Source organism: Mesorhizobium sp. B2-5-11, assembly GCF_006440835.1.
GTDB lineage: Bacteria > Pseudomonadota > Alphaproteobacteria > Rhizobiales > Rhizobiaceae > Mesorhizobium.
Genome location: NZ_VFUK01000007.1, coordinates 146,138 through 165,705, shown reverse-complemented (window position 1 = coordinate 165,705; position 19,568 = coordinate 146,138). Strand labels below are relative to the sequence as shown.

The following is a 19,568-nucleotide window of genomic DNA, read 5'->3' as shown; positions in this document are numbered from 1 at the left end:
CCCGACAACGGTTTACGCGGCTTTCCGGATCGCGCCATCGGCCGCCTGTCTGATGGCGCCGATATTGGCACGATAGGCTGCCTCGGTGCATCCCTTGAATACAGCCGAACCGGCGACCAGTACGTTGGCGCCAGCCGCGGTGACCAGCGGGGCGGTCTCGGCCGTGACTCCGCCGTCGATCTCGATGTCAATCGGGCGATGGCCAACCAAAGCCTTGATCCGTCTGACTTTCTCGACGACCGCTGAAATGAAAGCCTGGCCGCCGAAGCCTGGATTGACCGTCATCAGCAGCACCAGATCGAGCCGGTCGAGCACATACTCGATGACACTCTCCGGCGTCGACGGATTGAGCGACACCCCGGCCTTCTTGCCAAGATTCCTGATCGCCTGCAATGAGCGGTCGAGATGCGGTCCAGTCTCGGCATGCACCGTGATGATGTCGCAACCGGCATCGGCGAAGGCGGCCAGATAGGGGTCGGCCGGCGCGATCATCAGATGGCAGTCGAAGATCTTGTCCGTTCGACCACGGATCGCCTTGATGACCGGCGGACCGAAGGTGATGTTGGGCACGAAATGCCCGTCCATCACGTCGAGATGGATCCAGTCGGCGCCCGCCTGAACGACAGCTTCGACCTCGTCGCCGAGCCGCGAGAAATCCGCGGAAAGCACGGAGGGCGCGATGATTGTCCTGGTGACCATGGTCGTCGTCTCCAATTTCTGTCTTCCGTGTCGGGTCGCCGCCCGCCAGCCGGCTTCGCCCTCAGCGCGTCTTCGTCTCCGGTTCGCCTTCGAGCTTCCCTTCCGCGAATACGCGGCTGCCGCGGATATCGGATTCCTCGATGGTAATAAGGTCTGCCTTGGTCAGGGCACGGCTTCGCGATGCGAAAAGCCGATTGGCCTGGCGAAGCCGCGCCCGGTCCAGCCCATTGCGCACCGAGCGCGCGTTGGAGAAATGCGGCAGCCTCATTCGGATCGGAAGATACTCTTCGAGGGCCTGGGCGGCCGCCTCGCTGAGGCGATAATTCTGCTCCGCCAGCATGATCCCGGCGATCGATTTCAGCTCACTGACGCCGTAGTCGGGAAAATCGAGGTGGTGGGCGATGCGCGACCGCATGCCGGGATTGCTGTCGAAGAAACGATCCATCTTGTTCTTGTAGCCGGCAAGGATCACGACCAGGTCGTCACGATTATTTTCCATGCATTGCAGCAGGATCTCGATCGATTCCTGGCCGTAGTCGCGTTCGTTCTCGGGCTTGTAGAGGTAATAGGCCTCGTCGATGAAAAGCACGCCGCCCATGGCACGCTTGATCACGTCGCGCGTCTTGGGTGCGGTGTGGCCCACATACTGGCCGACGAGATCGTCGCGCGTCACCGCGACCAGGTGGCCTTCGCGGACATAGCCGAGTCGATGCAGGATTTCGGCCATCCTCAGCGCCACGGTGGTCTTGCCCGTGCCGGGGTTTCCCGTAAAGTTCATATGCAGCGTCGGTGCGCCCGACGTCAGTCCGAACTTGCGGCGAAGCCGGTCGACCAGGAGAAGAGCCGCGATCTCGCGGATGCGGTTCTTGATTGGCTTCAGGCCAATGAGTTCGCGATCGAGCTTGTCCATCACCTCGTCGATGTTGGACGCTTCGAACTCGGCCTGCAGATCAACCGATTCGTCCTGCGCGCCAGCGCCCTTTGCTATCGTGTCCAGCATGGCTCAGCTAGCTCCGCTCGCCCTCGGGCCTGTCGGTCGCATAAGGCACGATCGAATAACCCTGGCTGCGGCCGTCACGCTCCTGGCGCAGCAGCCGGAACCCGGGTTCGCTGGGCGGCCGGTTGACGATGAACGACATGCGCGGCGCTTCCCATCCCTTGGTCGAATCGAAGGCGGTTACCCGGACATACATGTTCGGACAGGCTTTCCGGCAAGCGTTGACTTCGAGCAGGATGCCCGCCGGGTCTCTCAAATCGAACATCGGGTTGCCGTACATTTCCCAATAGGTGTTTCGCGGATGCGGATCGTCCGTGTACTCGACGCTGACGGCCCAGTGGTTCTTCAGCGCATATTTGATCTGCGCCGAAATCTGCTCATCGGTCAGGTCGGGCAGGAACGAGAACTGTCCCTGCGTGACCTTGTTTCCCGGATTGGTCATCATGGCGACGGTTCCTTTCTTCTAGAAGCTGGGCGTTGCGGTTGGCACGAAGTCGGCCGTGTCGGTCGATTCATAGTTGAAGGTGACATCCTTCCAGGTCTCCAGGGCAGCCTTCAGCGGGGTGCACCATTTGGCCGCCTGTTCGAGGATTTTGGTTCCTTCGCGCAAATAATCGCGTCCCTCGTTGCGGGCCAGGATCATCGCTTCCAATGCAACGCGATTGGCCGTCGCGCCTGCCTGGATGCCGTCGGGATGGCCGATCGTGCCGCCACCGAACTGCAAGATGACGTCCTCGCCGAGATAATGGATCAACTGGTGCATCTGGCCGGCATGGATACCGCCCGAGGCGACGGGCATCACCTTGTTGAGCGAGGCCCAGTCCTGATCGAAGAACAGCCCGGTCTCGAGATTCTGCGGCGTGCGCTCCTCGCGCAGCGTGTCATAAAACCCCTTGATCATGAGCGGGTCGCCTTCCAGCTTGCCGACCACAGTGCCGGCGTGGATATGGTCGACGCCGGCCATGCGCATCCATTTGCAGATGACGCGAAAATTCATGCCGTGGTTCTTCTGGCGCGAATAGGTCGAATTGCCGGCGCGGTGCAGGTGCAGGATCATGTCGTTTCGGCGTGCCCACTTGGCCATCGACTGGATCGCCGTGTAGCCGATGACGAGATCGATCATGATGATGCAGGAGCCAAGCTGTTTGGCGAATTCGGCGCGCTCGTACATCTCCTCCATCGTGCCGGCGGTGACGTTGAGATAGTGGCCCTTGACCTCGCCAGTGGCAGCTGAAGCCTTGTTCACCGCCTCCATGCAGTAGAGGAAGCGGTCGCGCCAGTGCATGAAGGGCTGCGAGTTGATGTTCTCGTCGTCCTTGACGAAGTCGAGGCCGCCCTTCAGGGCCTCGTAAACGACGCGGCCATAGTTGCGGCCTGACAGGCCGAGCTTCGGCTTCGTCGTCGCGCCGAGCAGCGGACGGCCAAACTTGTCGAGCCGCTCACGCTCCACCACGATGCCGGTTGCGGGTCCCTGGAAGGTTTTGAGATACGCGACCGGGATACGCATGTCTTCCAGTCGCAGCGCCTTGACCGCCTTGAAGCCGAACACGTTGCCGATGATCGATGCGGTCAGGTTGGCGATCGAGCCCGGCTCGAACAGGTCGAGGTCGTAGGCGATGTAGGCGAAGTACTGTTGCTCGGTCTTGGTGCCGGGACCGGTGTTTGGAACCGGCTCGGATCTGAACGCCTTGGCGCGGTAGAGCTCGCAGGCTGTCAGCCTGTCGGTCCACACCACGGTCCAAGTCGCGGTTGAGGATTCACCGGCGATGGCGGCCGCTGCCTCCTCGTGGTCGACGCCGGGTTGCGGCGTGATCCGGAACATCGCGATCAGATCGGTCTCCTTGGGCCTGTAGTCCGGCTCCCAGTAGCCCATCTTCTTGTAAGGGATGACCCCTGACTTGTAGCGTTCCTTGCCTTCCTTGAGCGTACCCGCTGGCAGCATATCGATCTTGTTCATGACAGGTCTCCTGTTTGTTGCTCAGGCGGCTTTCGCGGTTGCGATATGGGGCGCGAGTTTTCCCGCGGCATAGCGTTTGGCCATCTCGTCCATGGCGATGACCTTGATCTTCGAGGCGTTGGACGCCGTGCCGAAACGCTCGAAGCGGTCTCGGCAAAGATCGTGCAAGGCATCCATGGCGGGCTTCAGGAATTTTCGGGGATCGAACTCGCGCGGATTCTCCGTCGCGACGCGGCGGAACTGCCCGGCCATGGCCATGCGGCAATCGGTGTCGATGTTGACCTTGCGCACGCCGTAGCGGATGCCGCGCTCGATTTCCTCCACCGGGACGCCAAAGGTCTGGGGCATCTCGCCGCCATATTTGTTGATGATGTCCTGCAGTTCCTGTGGCACGGAGGAAGAGCCATGCATGACCAGATGCGTGTTGGGTAGCTTCTCGTGGATCGCCTCGATCACCTGCATGGCCAGTATGTCGCCGTCCGGCTTGCGGGTAAATTTGTAAGCGCCGTGCGAGGTGCCGCAGGCGATCGCCAGCGCGTCCACCTGGGTTGTGGCCACGAAGTCGACCGCCTGATCGGGATCGGTCAAGAGTTGGTCGTGGGAGAGCGCGCCCTCGGCGCCGTGGCCATCCTCGGCCTCGCCCTGGCCGGTTTCCAGCGATCCGAGCACGCCCAGTTCGCCTTCGACGGAAGCCCCGACCCAATGCGCCATGCGTGTGACTCGTTCGGTTACGGCGACGTTGTAGGCATAGCTTGCCGGCGTCTTGGCATCTGCCATCAGGGATCCGTCCATCATCACCGAGGTGAAGCCGTGGCGGATCGCGGAAAGGCAGGTGGCCTCGTCGTTGCCGTGGTCCTGATGGATGCACAGCGGAATGGTCGGATGCATTTCAGTCAATGCCTCCATCATTTTGGCCAGCATGACGTCGTTGGCGTAGGACCGGGCCCCACGTGAGGCCTGGATGATGACAGGCGCGTCGCAGGCTTTGGCCGCTTCCATGATTGCGAGGCCCTGTTCCATGTTGTTGATGTTGAATGCAGGGACGCCGTAGCCGTGCTCGGCGGCATGGTCGAGAAGCTGGCGAAGGGTGATGCGGGCCATTGTGGGTCCTCCTAGATGATGAGCTTCAGCGCCGCCGCAGCAACCGCTTCGGACGTTATGTTGAAATGCCGGTACAGATCGGGGGCAGGGGCGCTGGCGCCGAAACCGGCCATGCCGACGACAGCGCCCGTCTCGCCGACCCAGCGGTCCCAGCCCAGCCGGGCCGCCGCTTCGACCGCGACGCGCGGCGCGGAGCCGAGAACGGCCTTGCGGGTGGCGCTTTCCTGCTCCTCGAAAAGCTCCCAGCATGGCATCGAGACGACCGCGGCGGCGACGCCATGCTCGGTCTCCAGCCTTTCGGCGGCGGCAACCGCGATCTCGACCTCCGAGCCGGTTGCGATCAGGGTGACGGCACGGTGCCTGGCTGGCTCGCGCAGGATGTATGCGCCCTGGCTGGAGCGGTTCGCGTCGCTGTGCGCCTCACGCAGCATCGGCAGGTTCTGGCGCGACAGCACCAGCACGCTCGGCCGATCCCTGCTCTTCAGCGCAAGTTCCCAGCATTCCGCCGTTTCGATGATATCCGCTGGGCGAAAGACATTGAGGTTCGGCGTGGCACGCAGCATCGCCAGGTGCTCGACCGGCTGATGCGTTGGGCCATCCTCGCCGAGGCCGATGGAATCATGCGTCATCACGTAGATGACGCGCTGGCCCATGAGCGAGGAGAGCCGTATCGCACCACGCGCATAGTCCGCGAAGCAGAGGAACGTACCGCCATAGGGCACGAAGCCTCCATGCAATGCGATGCCGTTCATGGCGGCGGCCATGCCGTGTTCACGAATGCCGTAGTGAATATAGCGGCCGGCATAATCGCTCGGCGCAATGCGGTTCATGCCCTTGGTGATCGTCAGATTCGAGTGCGTCAGATCGGCCGAGCCGCCGACGGTCAATTCCGTGGCGCCGTTGATGACCTCCAGCGCCATTTCGGAAGCTTTTCGCGTTGCCACCTTGGTTGCCTTCTCGACATGCTCTCGGCGAAAGGCATCGAGCGCTTCGAAGACCGCGTCGGGCAGTCTGGCGGCGACCGCGTTCTCGAGGGCCTCTCGCTGCGGCGAGGCGGCAAGCCGCTGCTCCCACGCACCCCGCATCGCTTCGCCGCGGCCGGCAATTTCGCGCCAGGCGAAAAGCACGTCGTCCGGCACCTCGAACGGCGCGAAGGTCCAGCCGATGTTCTCGCGGGTCGCGGCGATCTCTGCTTCGCCCAGCGGCGCGCCATGCGTCTTCTCCGAACCGCCGAGATTGGGGGCGCCCTTGCCGATTACAGTGCGGCAGCCAATCAGCGACGGTCGATCCGACTGCCGCGCCGCCTCGATAGCCGCGGCGACAGCTTCCATGTCGTGGCCGGAGACCGTTTGGACATCCCAGCCGGCGGCTTTGAAGCGCGCCGGCTGGTCCATCGACGTGGACAGGGAGGTTGGCCCGTCAATGGAGATCGCATTGTCGTCCCAGAACACGATCAGGCGGGAAAGCTTCAGGTGGCCGGCGAGGTCGATCGCCTCGTGGCTGATGCCTTCCTGCAGGCAGCCGTCGCCTGCAATCACATAGGTATGATGGTTGACCAGATCGGCACCGTAGCGGGCAGCAAGCATGCGCTCCGCCAGCGCCATTCCGACCGCCGTGGAAATGCCTTGTCCGAGCGGGCCGGTGGTGGTCTCGACACCAAGCGCGTGGCCATATTCGGGATGTCCGGCCGTGCGGCTGCCCAGTTGCCGAAACCGCTGCAACTCCTCGATCTGCATGTCTTCATAGCCGAGCAGATAGTGCAGCGCGTATTGCAGCATCGAGCCATGGCCGGCTGAAAGCACGAAACGGTCACGGTCGGGCCAGCCCGGCCTGGAAGGATCGATATTGATGAAGCGGTTGAACAGCACCGTTGCGACATCGGCCATGCCCATCGGCATGCCGGGGTGTCCCGAATTCGCTTTTTGGACGCTGTCCATCGCCAGCACGCGAATGGCGTTCGCCATGTCGAGCTCCGAGACGACGGCGGCGGCGGCAGGCTTTAGTGCTGTTTGGCTGGTCATGGCGTCCTCCTCACGACACACGGCTCTTGCGTTCGATCAATTGCAGGATGAGCGGCGTCAGGATCAGCTGCATGGCAAGGTCGAGCTTGTTGCCTGGCACCACGATGGAATTTGGCCGCGACATGAACGAGTCGTGGATCATCGACAGCAGATATGGAAAATCGATGCCGCGCGGATTGGCGAAGCGGATAACCAGCATCGATTCGTCAGGCGTCGGAATCCAGCGCGCGATGAAGGGGTTGGACGTATCGACGATCGGCACGCGCTGGAAATTGATGGCGGTCTGCGAGAATTGCGGGACAATGTAGCGGACATAGTCGGGCATCCGGCGCAGGATCACGTCCATCACCGCCTCGGTGGAATAGCCGCGTGTCGAACGGTCGCGATGGATCTTCTGGATCCATTCGAGATTGATGACCGGCACGACGCCGATCTTGAGATCCGCATGCTTCGCCAAATTGATCGTGTCGGTGACGACACAGCCGTGCAGCCCCTCGTAGAAGAGCAGGTCGCTGGGACCGAACTCGCGCCATTCGGTAAAGCTTCCCGGTGGCGTGCCGTACTGCTTTTCCTCTTCCTCGTCATGGATGTAGGTGCGGGTTCTTCCGGATCCCCGGCGGCCGTATTCCGCGAACACCTCTTCGAGAATCCCGAGTTCGTTGGCCGCGGCATGGAAGTGGGTGAAGTTCGGATTGCCGGCCTTCTCCTCTTCGGCCACCTTTGCCTTCATCGCGGCGCGGTCGTAGCGGTGGAATGCGTCGCCTTCGATGAACGCGGCCTCGATGTTCTCGCGCCGGAAGATCAGCTCGAAGATACGCTTGACCGAAGTGGTGCCGGCGCCCGACGAGCCGGTGATGGTGATGATGGGGTGCTTGGCTGACATGGTGCTGCTCAGGCTCTGAAGAGGCCACGGCGGCTGAACAGCGGCGCTCGTTCGCCGATGTTGCTCGGCTCGGTGTGGTAGCGGGTGACGCGCGCGACCTCCCGCGCCGACCCGAAGACCATCGGCACGCGCTGGTGCAGGCTGTCGGGTTCGATGTCCAGGATGCGGTTGATCGTATCGGTGGCCGCACCGGCAGCCTGTTCTATGAGATAGGCAATCGGGTTGGCCTCGTAGACCAGGCGCAGCCGTCCCTGACCGTAGCCCTTGCGCCGGTCGCCGGGGTAGAGAAACACGCCGCCGCGCATCAATATGCGGTAGCAGTCGGCGACCAGGGAGGCGATCCAGCGCATGTTGAAATCCTTCTCTCGCGGTCCTTCGGTGCCCTCCAGGCAGTCGTCGACATAGAGCCGCACGGCCTCGTCCCAGTGCCGGTAGTTGGCGGCGTTGATGGCGAACTCCTGGGTGCGTTGCGGAATGATCCGGCTCTCGTATGCCTGGACGAAGGTGCCGAGCCTGGCCGACAGGACGAAGATATGCGTACCGCTGCCGAGCGACAGGACGAGCGCCAACTGCGGCCCATAGATGAAGAAACCGGCGCCTAGCTGATTCACGCCCGCCTGCAAAAAAGAGGCGGCCGGATCGGCATCCGGCGCGCCAGTTGCGGGCAGGAGCGAGAAGATCGTTCCGATCGACACGTTGGTGTCGATGTTGGAAGAGCCGTCGAGCGGGTCGATGGCAATGGCGAGTGGTGCTTGCCTGTCGAGCAGGACCGGCTGCTCCAGCTCCTCGGAAGCGTAGAGCGCGACCGGAGCGTGGCGCATGGCGTCGAGGAAGATGTCGTCGGAGAAGACGTCGAGATCCTTCTGGACATCGCCGTCGGCGTTGGCGCCACGGGTCCCGGCAAAGGCGGCGCCGAGCACACCTTGATTGATGGTATTGCGGATCTTGCTGGCGGCCTGTGTCAGCTGACGGACAGTCGTTACGACCGCGGAGCGAAGTTCGTCCGGCTGGCCGAGATAGGAGTTCAGAAAAGCGTCGAGCGTTGCCGCTGGCATCGTAACCTCCCGATCCAGCCGCGTCTCCTCGGATCGGCTGGATCGGGGGAATGAAAACAAACGACACTTGATAAGTAAAATTCAATAACTTTACGTTGGTACTAAAAATAATTTAGTATGAGACATGAGAAACCTCACGCTCAAGCATTTCAAGACCATCCAGGCCATCATCAGGCACGGAAAAATTGTGAGTGCGGCCAAGGCGTTAGGTCTGTCTCCTTCAGCACTGACAATTCAGTTGCGGCAAATGGAGGAAGAATTCCAACTGGCTCTGTTCGACCGGACGTCGGACGGCATGCGTCCCACTGCCGCAGGTTTGGCCGTCGTTGAGGCAGCGCAAGCTATCGAGGAGCATCTCGGTCTGCTCGAAGACAAGATCGACGCCATCAAGGGCGTTCGTACGGGTAGCTTGAGGCTCGGCGTCGTTTCCACCGCCAAGTATTTCGCGCCGCGGTTGATGGCTGCGTTCATGAAGGAACATCCCGATATCGACATGCGGCTTGCCATCGGCAATCGTGCCCAGACAATCGACAACCTCAAGAATCACGACATCGACATCGCGCTGATGGGGCGCCCGGCGAAAGAGGTACCGGTGCGTGCTTCGGTCTTCGGCGATCACCCGCTGGTCATCATCGCGCCGCCCGAACACCCGCTGGCGGCGGCGCGCGATATCTCCAAAGAGCGCATTGCCGAGGAGCATTTCCTTATTCGCGAGCCCGGCTCCGGAACCCGCATCTCGCTGGAAATATTCCTGAGCGACGTGCCTGGCCGCATCGACGAACTCGGCGTCGAGATGGGCTCGAACGAAACGATCAAGCAGGCGGTGATGGCTGGTCTGGGCATCGCCTTCATTTCTGCCCACACGATCGCCGCGGAAACCGAAGCTGGCCGGCTCGTCATCCTCGACGTTGTCGGCATGCCGATCCGCCGACAGTGGTTCTCGGTGATACGAACCGATCACGCAATCTCGCCGGCCATGGCTACGTTCAACGACTTCCTGATGCGCAAGGGCGCGATGTATCTGCCCCTGTTCGGTAAGCTTTATCCCGATTCCTGAGCGGGATGACCGACGGATGGCGTTCGGAATCGACCGGAGCGAGACGCCGGACGTGTCGCCGGCCAAGAGACGTGAAATCCGTCGCAAGGTCGACTGAAGGTCTATTTCTTCCGACCGAGCGTTTCCGAGACGGTCCTGGACAATTGATAGAGCCGCTGCTCGATTATCGTCGGCACGTCGCAGACATAGGTCAGCGACTGGACACGTTCGTTGAAAATGCGCGTCGCGAAATTCAACTGGTCGGCACGCCGTTCGACTTCGTCCGGATCGGCGTCGGCTTTGGCACGCAGGGCGTCGACGTCGGATGCTTCCTTGCGCAATTCAGCCGCCATTTCGAGCTGCTTGTGGGCATAGCGGGAAATGCCGGAAATCACGTGCGAACGCTCGGCGTCCATGTGATCGAACATTCCCTGCACCAGCATCGCCATCTTTGGTGCGACCTGCTCCGCCGGCAGGGAAGCCGCGAAGTCCTTGATCTCCTTCTGGGCTTCGGCAATCGGCGTCCGTCGGGCCGCCACCGCCTCGACCAGCGCGGAGACGCCCGAATCCTTCGACCAATCCTTCGCCGCCGGGGGAAGCTCCGGCCCATTCCAGATCTGGCCGAGCGAGAGCTGCGGCACCTTGCGCTGCATGCAGGGCCAGTCGGGATCGGTGTTTGCCGCCCTGGCGTCCATCGGGACAAGCATGGCGACCAGAACCAGGGTGTGCACAAGTCTCATTCGCGCCATCAGCCGTTTCCTCCCGTGTCCTGTTTGCGGGTCATCAGGCCGCGCGAAGGATCGTACGCAATGATGGCGCCGCCCAGAAACAACAGCGTGCAACCGGCGACGACGCCCAGCGACAGCCAGTCGATCTGCCCATAGAAGGCGAAGCGGATCAGTTCGACGGCATAGGTGAACGGATTGGCGAGGCAGATCTTGTAGAGCAGGGGGCTTGCCTCCTGGATACGCCACAAAGGATACAGCGCCGGCGACGCGAAATAGCCTGGAAAGATGACGAAGTTCATGATGCCGGCGAAGTTTTCGAGCTGCTTGATCATGGACGACAAAAGCATGCCGAGCGCGCAAAGCATCATGCCCGACAGGAACAGCGCCGGCAGCACGTAGAGATAGCCGAGCGGCGGCGCCCTGACGCCCCACAACCAGGCGACGATCAGAAATGCGTAGACTTGCACGATCGATACGGCCACGCCGGCCAACATCTTCGACATCAGCAGGAACCAGCGCGGAAATGGGCTGACCAGCAGGATGCGCATGTTGCCCATCTCGCGGTCGTAGACCATCGACAGTGAAGACTGCATGCCGGAAAACAGCAGGATCATGCCGCACAGACCCGGAGTGATGTAGACCTCGTAGAGCACATAGGTCTTGTAAGGAGGGATGATCGACACGCCGAGCACCTGGCGGAAGCCGGCGGCGAAGATGAACAGCCAGACGAGCGGCCGCACCAGTGAGGAAATGAACCGTTCGCGTTGGTGCAGGAAGCGCAGGCACTCGCGCAGGACGATGCCTTTCAGGCAAATGAGATAGTGGCGGAGGCCGAATGGTTCAGACCCTACCGGTTTGATGCCGACGACTTTTCCGGGCATCGCAGGAGCGCTCATGACGATGTCTCCGCCATGCCCGTCTCGTCGACGCGGCTGAGCTTCGAAAAGGCATCGCGAATGGAATTTCCTCCATTTGCCTGGACGACATCCGACACCTTGCCCCTGGCGACCAGGTCACCCCGCCGCAGCACGACGACATGATCGGTATCGTCGACTTCATCGATCAGATGCGTGGCCCAGAGCACGCCGATACCATCGGTTTCGACGAGCTTGCGGATGGTGGCGAGGATGCCAGCACGCGACTCGATGTCAAGGCCGACGGTCGCTTCGTCAAGCAGGAGCAGGGAAGGTCGGTGAAGCAGCGCCCGGGCGATCTCGATGCGCCGCATCTGACCGCCGGAGAGGCTGCGTGCCTTGTCATGCTGGCGGCCCTGCATGTCGACTGTGTCAAGCAGCGCGGCGATGCGCTGCCGGGCTTCGCGTCCGCCAATGCCATGCAGCGAGGCATGGTAGGAAAGATTCTGATAGACGCTGAGATCGAGGTCGAGCGTGCGCGCCTGGAACACGATGCCGACCCGTCTGAGCCCTTCGCCCGAAGCGCTGCGGATGTCGTGGCCGAAGATGCGGATCGACCCGTGACGCGTGTCATAGAGGTGGCTGATCAGGGAGAACAGTGTTGTCTTGCCGGCCCCGTTGAGGCCGAGCAGGACGGTGAACGTCGCCGGCAAGATCGAGAACGAGACCTCTTTGAGTGCCCGCTTCGGTCCATAGGAGTGGCTGACGGCACTGACGTCGAGCGCCGCCGCCTCGTCTCCCGGTCCGCTTGTTCTCACATGCTGCATGCCCGGATCGCTCCTTCAGGACGCGTTGGCAGGACGCACTGCTATCTAGCGCGCCTGATTGCCTTTGGTCTCACTTGATCGTGATCTTGCCCTTCAGGCCCTTGTCGGCGAGGTCGGGAACCGACCAGGTATATTCGCCCGGGCGAACTGTGTGGAATTGCACCTGGATTGTTCCCGCGTCGTCGAATTCCAGCCAGGCCGGTCCGCCGTCCATATGCACCTCCAGATCGTCGATGACGATCTGGTCCATCCACACATTGCGGAACAGGTCGGTCACGAACTTGTATTCGAAACCGCCCTTGGAGGTGATCTTCCACCGATAGCCTTGGCCGGCGATCAGTTCGAAATCCTTCTGATTGACGGCATAGGTGGAATCGGCCGAGCCGATAATCAATTCCGGCAGGTTCTTGCTGGCACGCGAGGGTTTTGGCGTTGCGTCATCCGCGCTTGCGCCGATCGGAGCAAGCACAAATCCGGCGAGCGCGGCGAAGATAAACCTATGGCGAAATTTCATGTCGCGATCCTCCCCTTGATCAATGTCTGCTATTTGGGCGAAATGGCCACACCCCAAGGCTGCTGGCCTACGGTGAGCGATTGGACCGGCTCGTCGGTCGCCGTATCGATGAACGTGATGTCGTTGGAGTTGCCATTCGTGGTGATCAGCGTTTTCTGGTCGGGTGTGAAGGCCAGGTGCCAGACGCGTTGGCCGACGAGGATGTATTTCTCGACCTCGTAGGTGTCGGTATTTACCACGGCGACATGGTTCGCCGGGCCGAGCGCGACATAGGCTTTCTTGCCGTCGGCGCTGATGGCGATGCCTACCGGCTGGATGGTCTCAGCCCGCAATCCCTGAATCGCGAACTGGATCTTCTTCACCACTTCGCGTTTGGCGTTATCTATGACGCTGACGGTGCCGCCGACCTCGGCGCTGACCCAGACCTGCGAGCCGTCCGGCTTGAATTCGGCAAAGCGCGGGCGCGTGTCGACCAGTACGTTATCGGTTACATCGTGGGTGCCAGTGTCGATGAAATGCGCCATGCTGGTGGTTTCCGAGGTGTTGACCATGGTCTTGCCATCAGGGCTGATACCCATGCCTTCCGGTTCCACGCCGACTGGAATCTCGGCCATGACCTGCTTGCTCTCGACGTCGATGGCGGTGACGAGGTTGTCGTCCTCATTGGCGACATAGAGCGTCTTGCCGTCAGGCGAGAGCACGAACAATTCGGGATCGGGGCCAGATGGCAGCGTGCCGACGATCTGCAGCGTCGCGGTGTCGATGATTTCGACCGTGTCGTCGTCACTGGCGCAAAGATAGACGAGTTTGCCGTCATGCGAGATGGTGATGCCGCGTGGCCTCTGGCCGACCTCGACGGTCTTCACCACCTGCATGGTGGCCGTGTCGACGACCGTCATCGTGTTGTCCTTCTCGTTGGAAACGTAGGCCGTATAGGCCGATGCCGGGCTGGCCGTGAGGCCGGCCGCGAGAATGGCGAATGCACAAGCTCGTGTCTGCACGCAAATTCCTCCCCTTTGGCCCTACTTGAGGACGCATTTCGTTTCCGGCTGATCGATACCAAGCGTATCGAGTTCGGAGAATTGGTGGAGATAGCCCTCCTGCGGCGATGTCGACACGACCGACTTGGTGTCGCCAAGCAGGATCGGCTGGCGAAGCTGGAGGTTCCATTTGCGGAAGGTGAGCTTCTGTCCCTTGAAGGCGGCAACCGAGAAATCGCCCGACCGGATGTAGTCACTGATCTTTTTGGCATCGTCGCCTTTGGTGCGCGTGGTGGCTTCGCCGACGGCACGCACTGCTGTCCACGCCGACATGTCCTTGGAAAGCATCCGCCGGCCCGTCGTCTTCAGGAAGCGGCTCTGCATCTGGATGCCGCCCCATTGCTCGCTGGCGGGATGCCACGACGATGCAACAAGCCCGGCCGTGCCGGCGACCAGCCGCGGCGTCCAGGTGCGGTAGGGCACGTAGGTGCCAAACACCTGGCTTTCGTCGGCGACAAGCACAATGTCGTGCTCCGGCAGATCCTGCGTGAATACGGAAATCTGCTGCTGTATCTGCGTGGCGCCGGTGTCGGTACGCCTGGCCGTGCCGGTGTCCTTGAATTCCTTCTCGGCGACGATCTGGCCGCCGAAACGGGTTGCCGCGCGGCGCAACGCGTCGGCGTAGAGATGGTCCTGCTCATGCGAGCCGTAGAGCAGCACCCAATTCGGCCACTTCTTCACCATGAGATACTGCGCCAGCGCATCGGCAAGCATGCTGCGCGTCGGCGCGATATGAAAAACATTGATGCGGCAGTCCTCCTCGCGCAGGCTATCGTCGGTGGCACCGATGTTGAAGATCAGCACGCCCTTGTCGCGGGCTATATCGGCGATCGACAGCAATTGTTTGGCCGAGAGGTCTGCGACGACATAGTGGTCACCTTTGGCGATCAGGTCCTCGAATGCCTGAACCGCGTCGGCTTCGGGTTTGATCTCGGTCACGTCGAGGCTGAATTTCTGGTCGGTGAATTTTCCGGTGGTGTTGTTATCGCCGATTGCCACAGTGGCGCCGGCGACACCTTCATCACGCGGCGGCAGGTCGAGCATGGAAAGCGTCAATTGCGGCGCGTAGGCCCGCAAATACCCTATCTTGATTTCAGTGACCTTTTTTTCCGGCTTCGCCGCCGCTTCCTGGGCTATCGCGCCCGGAGCGTTGACGGTCAGGGAAAAAAAGCACAAAAAGGCGGCGAGAGTGCCCGGCACCGCGCTCGTCATCGATAGTAATTACCCATTCTTGCGCTGAGGTCCGACGGGTGTCGGAGCAGCGCCAAGTCCAGGTGCCCATGGTCAACTTAGCCGACCCGCAAAATTTATCAAACCCTATCGGACGACTTTTCGCGTCTGCCCTGGCTCGGTGTCTTTTTGACAAACATGCCATGGCGGCTGAAAAGATTGCCATCTTCGATTTCGAGGTCGTTCGCAGCTATGTCATCCGCGACGTGCGCGAGAATCAAGCGGACGAAGGACAAAAGATCTTGTCCTCCAAACTGGAGAAACTGTTCAAATGACCAGAATGCTGGCCAGCGTCACCGGCATCGAAGAGGCGGAGATCGTTCTTTCGAGCGGCGCCGACATCGTCGATCTGAAGGATCCGAAGGCGGGAGCGTTGGGCGCGGTACCCACGGAAACCATCCGCCGAACGATTTCGTTCATCGCTGGTCGGGCTCCGGTCAGCGCGGTCTGCGGCGACCTGCCGATGGAACCCGAAACGATCCGCGCCAAGGCTGAAGAGATCGCGGCGACCGGCGTCGATTATGTCAAGATCGGGTTTTTCCCATCGGCTCACATCCCTGCCTGCGCGGAGGCGCTCGAACCGCTGGCCGCGCGAACGAAGTTGATCGCTGTGCTCTTTGCCGATCTGGCGCCGGACTTCGAGCTCCTGCCGGTATTCGGCAGGCACCGCTTCCACGGCGTGATGGTTGATACCGCGCAGAAGGGAAAGGGCCGGCTGCTCGACCATTTGCCACCGGAGCGGATTCCGGGATTCGTCGATCGAGCCAAGTCGCTCGGTCTGATGGTTGGCCTGAGCGGATCGCTCGAAGCCCCGGATATTCCACGTCTATTGCCTTTCGCTCCCGATTTCCTCGGCTTTCGCGGCGCGCTGTGTGGCCATGCCGACCGCGCGGGTTCAATCAGCGCCGAGGCGGTCTCGCAGATTCGCGAATTGGTCCCGGCAGAGCCTGGGACGGGCGGTAAATCGAGCATCGACTATCGCCTGTTGGCAGCGAGAGGCTATTCGCCGGGCACCGATCCGACACTGGGCACGGACAGGATTTTCGTGCGGGATTTTGTTCTGCCGGTCCAGATCGGTGCCTACAGCTTCGAGCATGGTCATACTCAAAAGGTGCGCTTTGATGTGATCGCCGACGTGCTGCAAGTCACCGACCATCCCGAGGACATGCGCCATGTGTTCTCCTATGACATCATCATGGATGGCATTCGCACCATCGTCGCGCGGGGGCACATTCAGCTCAGCGAGGCTTTGGCCGAGCAAGTGGCGGCGCACGTTCTGGAGAACCAGCGCGTCGTGCGCGTCACGGTAAGGGTGGAAAAACTCGAGCTCGGGCCTGGCGGTGTCGGCGTCGAGATCGAACGCAAGCGCCAATCGGCAGGACGCGGTGTCGCCTCCGGCTCTGCCGGCCGAAAAGACAGAGGCAGTGTTTCCCGGCCGCGCCAGCAAGGCTCCGACGTCCTCGGGCGGGCCGTCGTCAAGCTTGGCGGCAGCACTGCCCATGCGGCGGAAATGACGAGCTGGATCGCGGCGCTGGCGGGTTCCAGGTTACCGATCGTCATCGTGCCCGGCGGCGGCCTGTTTGCCGATCAGGTGCGCGAGACGCAGACCCGCATGGATTTTTCCGACACCGCCGCACATGCCATGGCGATCCTCGCCATGGAGCAGTTCGGCCAAATCATCCTCGATCGGGACGAAAGACTGACGCCGGCACGATCGCTGGAGGAGATTGTGCGAGCATTGGACGAAGGCAAGGTTCCGGTGTGGCTGCCGTCGTCACTTGCGTTGCCGGCACCGGACCTTCCGGCCTCTTGGGACATTACCTCCGATTCCCTGGCTGCCTGGCTTGGCGGGAAGCTTGGCGCGAACGCGCTGTTGCTTATCAAGCAGACCGATGCATTCTTCGACGACGATACCCCTGACAGCCTGAAGGCCAGGGGCATTGTCGACCCAGGCTTTGCCGCCATGCTGCCCGACGGCATCGATTTCCGTCTCGCCGGTCCGAAGGATGCCGCCGAGGCGGGCGCGCTACTCGCATCGGGCAAGCTGCCCGGCATCGGGATTGTGGCTTCGACCCGCTCGGCAAAGAAGGCAGGATAGCCGATGGTGAAGCTGCACGTGCCGCGCTGGGCGTGGGTTTTGACGGGGTCCGGGCATTTTTTCACGGAGAGCTTCGCACTTGTTCGCCAACTCGAACATTGCGATGTCTTCGTGTCGAAAGCCGCCAATGAAGTGCTGCGCATGTACAAGCTCAAACTCGATTTTCCGGAGACGACGCGCGTGCTGCACGACAAGACGGCGAGCGCCATTCCCGTCGGCGAATTTTACCACGGCGTCTACCACACGGTCGTGGTGGCGCCTGCCTCGTCCAACACGGTTGCCAAATGCGTCTGGGGTATATCCGATACGCTTGCCACCAACGTCTTTGCGCAAGCCGGAAAGTGCCGCGTGCCGATCATCGTCTTTGCCTGCGACACCGCACCCGAACTCGAAACCATGGCGCCGCATGGCCTGGTCAAAGTCTATCCGCGCAGGATTGACCTGGAAAACACCGAGCGGCTGAAGGGGTTCGAACGAACCCAGGTCGTCGAGTCGCTCGCGGACCTCAACGCGGCGGTTCAGCAACGCCGGGCCGAGCTGTCCGGCCATGGCTGAGCGGCTGGTCTTTCTCACGGGACATCTGGCCAGGGCACGGTTGGAAAAGCTGCTATCCGGTCTGGGCGAGACGGAGTTTTCGTGGGAGGTGGTCGACATAGGTGTCAAGGTCGCCGCACTGATGACCGAAGACATCATAAAGCGGCGTCTCATCGCGCCCAACGCCGTTGACCGCTTTATCCTGCCAGGGCGCTATCGCGGCGATATCGAGCAATTGTCGAACCATTTCGGCGTGCCCTTTGCGCGCGGTCCTGACGAGATCGCGGACCTGCCGGCCTTTCTCGGCCGTGTCGGCGAGCCGCCGGATCTTACGCGTCACGATATGCGCATCTTCGCCGAGATCGTCGATGCGCCAATGCTGTCGATCGAAGCGCTCACGCTGCGGGCGGGGACGCTAGCTGCGGCCGGCGCCGATGTCATCGATCTTGGCTGCCTGCCTGAAACGCCATTTCCGTTGCTGTCGGAGGCTGTGCGCGAGCTCAAGGCACAAGGATTTCAGGTCAGCGTCGATTCGGCCAGCGCGGACGAACTGTCGATCGGTGCACGCGCCGGTGCGGACTATCTTCTCAGCCTCGACGAGAACACGCTGCCGTTAGTGTTCGGCCATGGGGCTACGGCAGTGTTGATCCCGTCCGCCCCCGGCGATCTGGATTCGCTTGGCCGCGCTATCGATGCGGCGCAAAGGGCTGGCATTTCCTTTATCGCCGATCCCGTGTTGGATCCGATCCACTTCGGCTTCGCCCAATCGCTCGGCCGCTTCATCGAGGCGCGCCGCCGCTGGCCGAAGATCGAATTGCTGATGGGCACCGGCAATCTCACCGAACTTACCGACGCCGACAGTTCTGGCGTTACGGCCGTTCTAACGGGGCTCTGCTCGGAACTCGGGATTCGAAACGTGCTAGCCGTACATGTCAGCCCTCACACGGTGCGGACGATCGAGGAGCACGACATTGCCCGTCGCATCATGTTCGCCGCCCGCAATGACGGTGCACTGCCGCGTAGCTATCACCCAGGCTTGCTGCAGATCCACGATCGCAAGCCCTTCACGGCCTCGACCGATGATATCGCTGGATTGGCGGCCGAGGTGCGCGACGCCAACTACCGTATCGCGGCAGCGGAGGACGGCATTCATATTTTCAACGGCAAAGGGCACGCGGTTGCCACGGATGCGTTCGAATTCTTCGCCGGACTTGGCGTGGAGACCGATGGTGCGCATGCTTTCTATCTGGGCGCGGAACTGACGAAGGCCGAGATCGCGTGGCGCCTCGGCAAGCGCTATGTTCAGGACGAGCCGCTCGCATGGGGCGTTGCCGCACCGGCTCCCGAAACCGACCGTACCCGTCTTGCCAAACCGGGCGAAACGCTTCGCGCGAAGAAGGAGGGCTAGGTGCCTTACATTCGCGAGACAATCATCACCACTGTCGACAAGACAGGAAAGGTCCATATCGCGCCGATCGGCATAATCTCCGAAAAAGACGGCTGGGTCATCGCACCGTTTCGTCCCTCGGTTACGCTCGACAATCTGGCGGCGGTGCCGTTCGCCATCGCCAACTACACCGACGACGTGCGCGTCTTCGCTGGATGCCTGACCGGGCGCAAGGACTGGCCGACCGTTCCCCTTGAAGATTTTCTGGTTCCCCGGTTGGCGACTGCGCTGGCGCATTCGGTTCTCGAAGTCGAGAGCGTTGACGATGATGGCGTGCGCCCTCGCCATTTCTGCCGCGTGGTTCGAGAGGAAATGCATGCGCCCTTCACCGGCCTTAACCGCGCCAAGGCGGCTGTTCTGGAACTGGCCATCCTGGTCAGCCGGCTCGGCATGCTATCCCGCGACAAGATCGAGGCCGAGATCGCGTATCTTTCGATCTCTATCGAAAAGACAGCCGGCGCCGACGAACGGGAAGCCTGGGGTTGGCTGATGCAGCGTGTCAGCGATCACCTGGCCGCCAAAGGGTCCAGCAGCGGGGACGCGTGAG

General features: G+C 61.7%; 20 protein-coding genes. 6 read left to right on the top strand and 14 right to left on the bottom strand.

Translation table 11 applies throughout. The features are described 5' to 3' along the window. Positions 1–12: 12 nt before the first annotated feature. The 8 genes from rpe to FJ490_RS22120 form a co-directional block, all read right to left on the bottom strand. On the bottom strand, positions 13–699 hold the full coding sequence (gene rpe / locus FJ490_RS22155) for a ribulose-phosphate 3-epimerase (protein ID WP_140498224.1): 687 nt from the start codon (positions 697–699) through the stop codon (positions 13–15). Positions 700–760: 61 nt separating this feature from the next. Then, positions 761–1,699 (bottom strand): CbbX protein, encoded by a 939-nt coding sequence (gene cbbX, locus FJ490_RS22150; protein WP_140498222.1) that lies wholly within the window; start codon positions 1,697–1,699, stop codon positions 761–763. Positions 1,700–1,706: 7 nt separating this feature from the next. After that, positions 1,707–2,141 carry a ribulose bisphosphate carboxylase small subunit gene (locus FJ490_RS22145; RefSeq protein WP_140498220.1) on the bottom strand — a complete coding sequence of 145 codons (435 nt, stop codon included), beginning with the start codon at positions 2,139–2,141 and terminating at the stop codon, positions 1,707–1,709. Positions 2,142–2,159: 18 nt separating this feature from the next. Beyond that, positions 2,160–3,653, bottom strand: a complete 1,494-nt coding sequence (locus tag FJ490_RS22140; RefSeq protein ID WP_140498217.1) for a ribulose-bisphosphate carboxylase large subunit — start codon at positions 3,651–3,653, stop codon at positions 2,160–2,162. Positions 3,654–3,674: 21 nt separating this feature from the next. After that, a complete protein-coding gene (gene fba, locus FJ490_RS22135; RefSeq protein ID WP_140498214.1) occupies positions 3,675–4,754 on the bottom strand; it encodes a class II fructose-bisphosphate aldolase in 1,080 nt (359 codons plus the stop codon). Between the two features lie 11 nt (positions 4,755–4,765). Next, complete coding sequence (tkt, locus tag FJ490_RS22130) at positions 4,766–6,775, bottom strand: transketolase (RefSeq protein WP_140729093.1); 2,010 nt, start codon at positions 6,773–6,775, stop codon at positions 4,766–4,768. A gap of 10 nt (positions 6,776–6,785) precedes the next feature. Then, positions 6,786–7,658 carry a phosphoribulokinase gene (locus FJ490_RS22125; RefSeq protein ID WP_140498210.1) on the bottom strand — a complete coding sequence of 291 codons (873 nt, stop codon included), beginning with the start codon at positions 7,656–7,658 and terminating at the stop codon, positions 6,786–6,788. 8 nt (positions 7,659–7,666) lie between these two features. Then, positions 7,667–8,713: a class 1 fructose-bisphosphatase gene (locus tag FJ490_RS22120; protein WP_140515144.1), complete on the bottom strand. Its 1,047-nt coding sequence runs from the start codon at positions 8,711–8,713 to the stop codon at positions 7,667–7,669. A gap of 124 nt (positions 8,714–8,837) precedes the next feature. Here FJ490_RS22120 and FJ490_RS22115 point away from each other — a divergent pair, with 124 nt between their 5' ends. Further along, complete coding sequence (locus FJ490_RS22115; RefSeq protein ID WP_140498205.1) at positions 8,838–9,770, top strand: LysR family transcriptional regulator; 933 nt, start codon at positions 8,838–8,840, stop codon at positions 9,768–9,770. Positions 9,771–9,871: 101 nt separating this feature from the next. On the opposite strand, the gene FJ490_RS22110 is transcribed toward FJ490_RS22115, so the two are convergent. The 6 genes from FJ490_RS22110 to FJ490_RS22085 all read right to left on the bottom strand — a co-directional run bounded on the left by FJ490_RS22110 (position 9,872) and on the right by FJ490_RS22085 (position 14,924). Continuing rightward, positions 9,872–10,498 carry a hypothetical protein gene (locus FJ490_RS22110; RefSeq protein ID WP_140581029.1) on the bottom strand — a complete coding sequence of 209 codons (627 nt, stop codon included), beginning with the start codon at positions 10,496–10,498 and terminating at the stop codon, positions 9,872–9,874. After that, positions 10,498–11,358 (bottom strand): ABC transporter permease, encoded by an 861-nt coding sequence (locus FJ490_RS22105; RefSeq protein ID WP_181165322.1) that lies wholly within the window; start codon positions 11,356–11,358, stop codon positions 10,498–10,500. The genes FJ490_RS22110 and FJ490_RS22105 overlap by 1 nt, the downstream gene beginning before the upstream one ends. Before the next feature lie 11 nt (positions 11,359–11,369). Continuing rightward, complete coding sequence (locus FJ490_RS22100) at positions 11,370–12,158, bottom strand: ATP-binding cassette domain-containing protein (RefSeq protein WP_140729091.1); 789 nt, start codon at positions 12,156–12,158, stop codon at positions 11,370–11,372. 70 nt (positions 12,159–12,228) lie between these two features. Next, on the bottom strand, positions 12,229–12,672 hold the full coding sequence (locus FJ490_RS22095) for a hypothetical protein (protein ID WP_140498197.1): 444 nt from the start codon (positions 12,670–12,672) through the stop codon (positions 12,229–12,231). Between the two features lie 29 nt (positions 12,673–12,701). Continuing rightward, on the bottom strand, positions 12,702–13,673 hold the full coding sequence (locus FJ490_RS22090) for a YVTN family beta-propeller repeat protein (RefSeq protein ID WP_140729090.1): 972 nt from the start codon (positions 13,671–13,673) through the stop codon (positions 12,702–12,704). A gap of 21 nt (positions 13,674–13,694) precedes the next feature. Further along, the gene (locus FJ490_RS22085) at positions 13,695–14,924 is read right to left on the bottom strand and encodes an ABC transporter substrate-binding protein (protein ID WP_140656737.1); all 1,230 of its coding nucleotides are present in this window, start codon (positions 14,922–14,924) and stop codon (positions 13,695–13,697) included. A gap of 38 nt (positions 14,925–14,962) precedes the next feature. On the opposite strand from FJ490_RS22085, the gene FJ490_RS22080 reads away from it, so the two are divergent. The 5 genes from FJ490_RS22080 to FJ490_RS22060 are packed head-to-tail and all read left to right on the top strand — an operon-like array spanning position 14,963 to position 19,567. Beyond that, the gene (locus FJ490_RS22080) at positions 14,963–15,217 is read left to right on the top strand and encodes a hypothetical protein (RefSeq protein ID WP_140560484.1); all 255 of its coding nucleotides are present in this window, start codon (positions 14,963–14,965) and stop codon (positions 15,215–15,217) included. Beyond that, positions 15,214–17,040, top strand: coding sequence for a (5-formylfuran-3-yl)methyl phosphate synthase (locus tag FJ490_RS33170; protein WP_140729089.1), 1,827 nt, complete (start codon positions 15,214–15,216; stop codon positions 17,038–17,040). The genes FJ490_RS22080 and FJ490_RS33170 overlap by 4 nt, the downstream gene beginning before the upstream one ends. Positions 17,041–17,043: 3 nt before the next feature. Then, complete coding sequence (locus FJ490_RS22070; RefSeq protein WP_140515154.1) at positions 17,044–17,595, top strand: flavoprotein; 552 nt, start codon at positions 17,044–17,046, stop codon at positions 17,593–17,595. Continuing rightward, positions 17,588–18,982: a DUF6513 domain-containing protein gene (locus FJ490_RS22065; RefSeq protein WP_140560486.1), complete on the top strand. Its 1,395-nt coding sequence runs from the start codon at positions 17,588–17,590 to the stop codon at positions 18,980–18,982. Before FJ490_RS22070 ends, FJ490_RS22065 begins: the two co-directional genes overlap by 8 nt. Then, positions 18,983–19,567 carry a DUF447 domain-containing protein gene (locus tag FJ490_RS22060; RefSeq protein WP_140729088.1) on the top strand — a complete coding sequence of 195 codons (585 nt, stop codon included), beginning with the start codon at positions 18,983–18,985 and terminating at the stop codon, positions 19,565–19,567. Position 19,568: the final 1 nt, after the last annotated feature.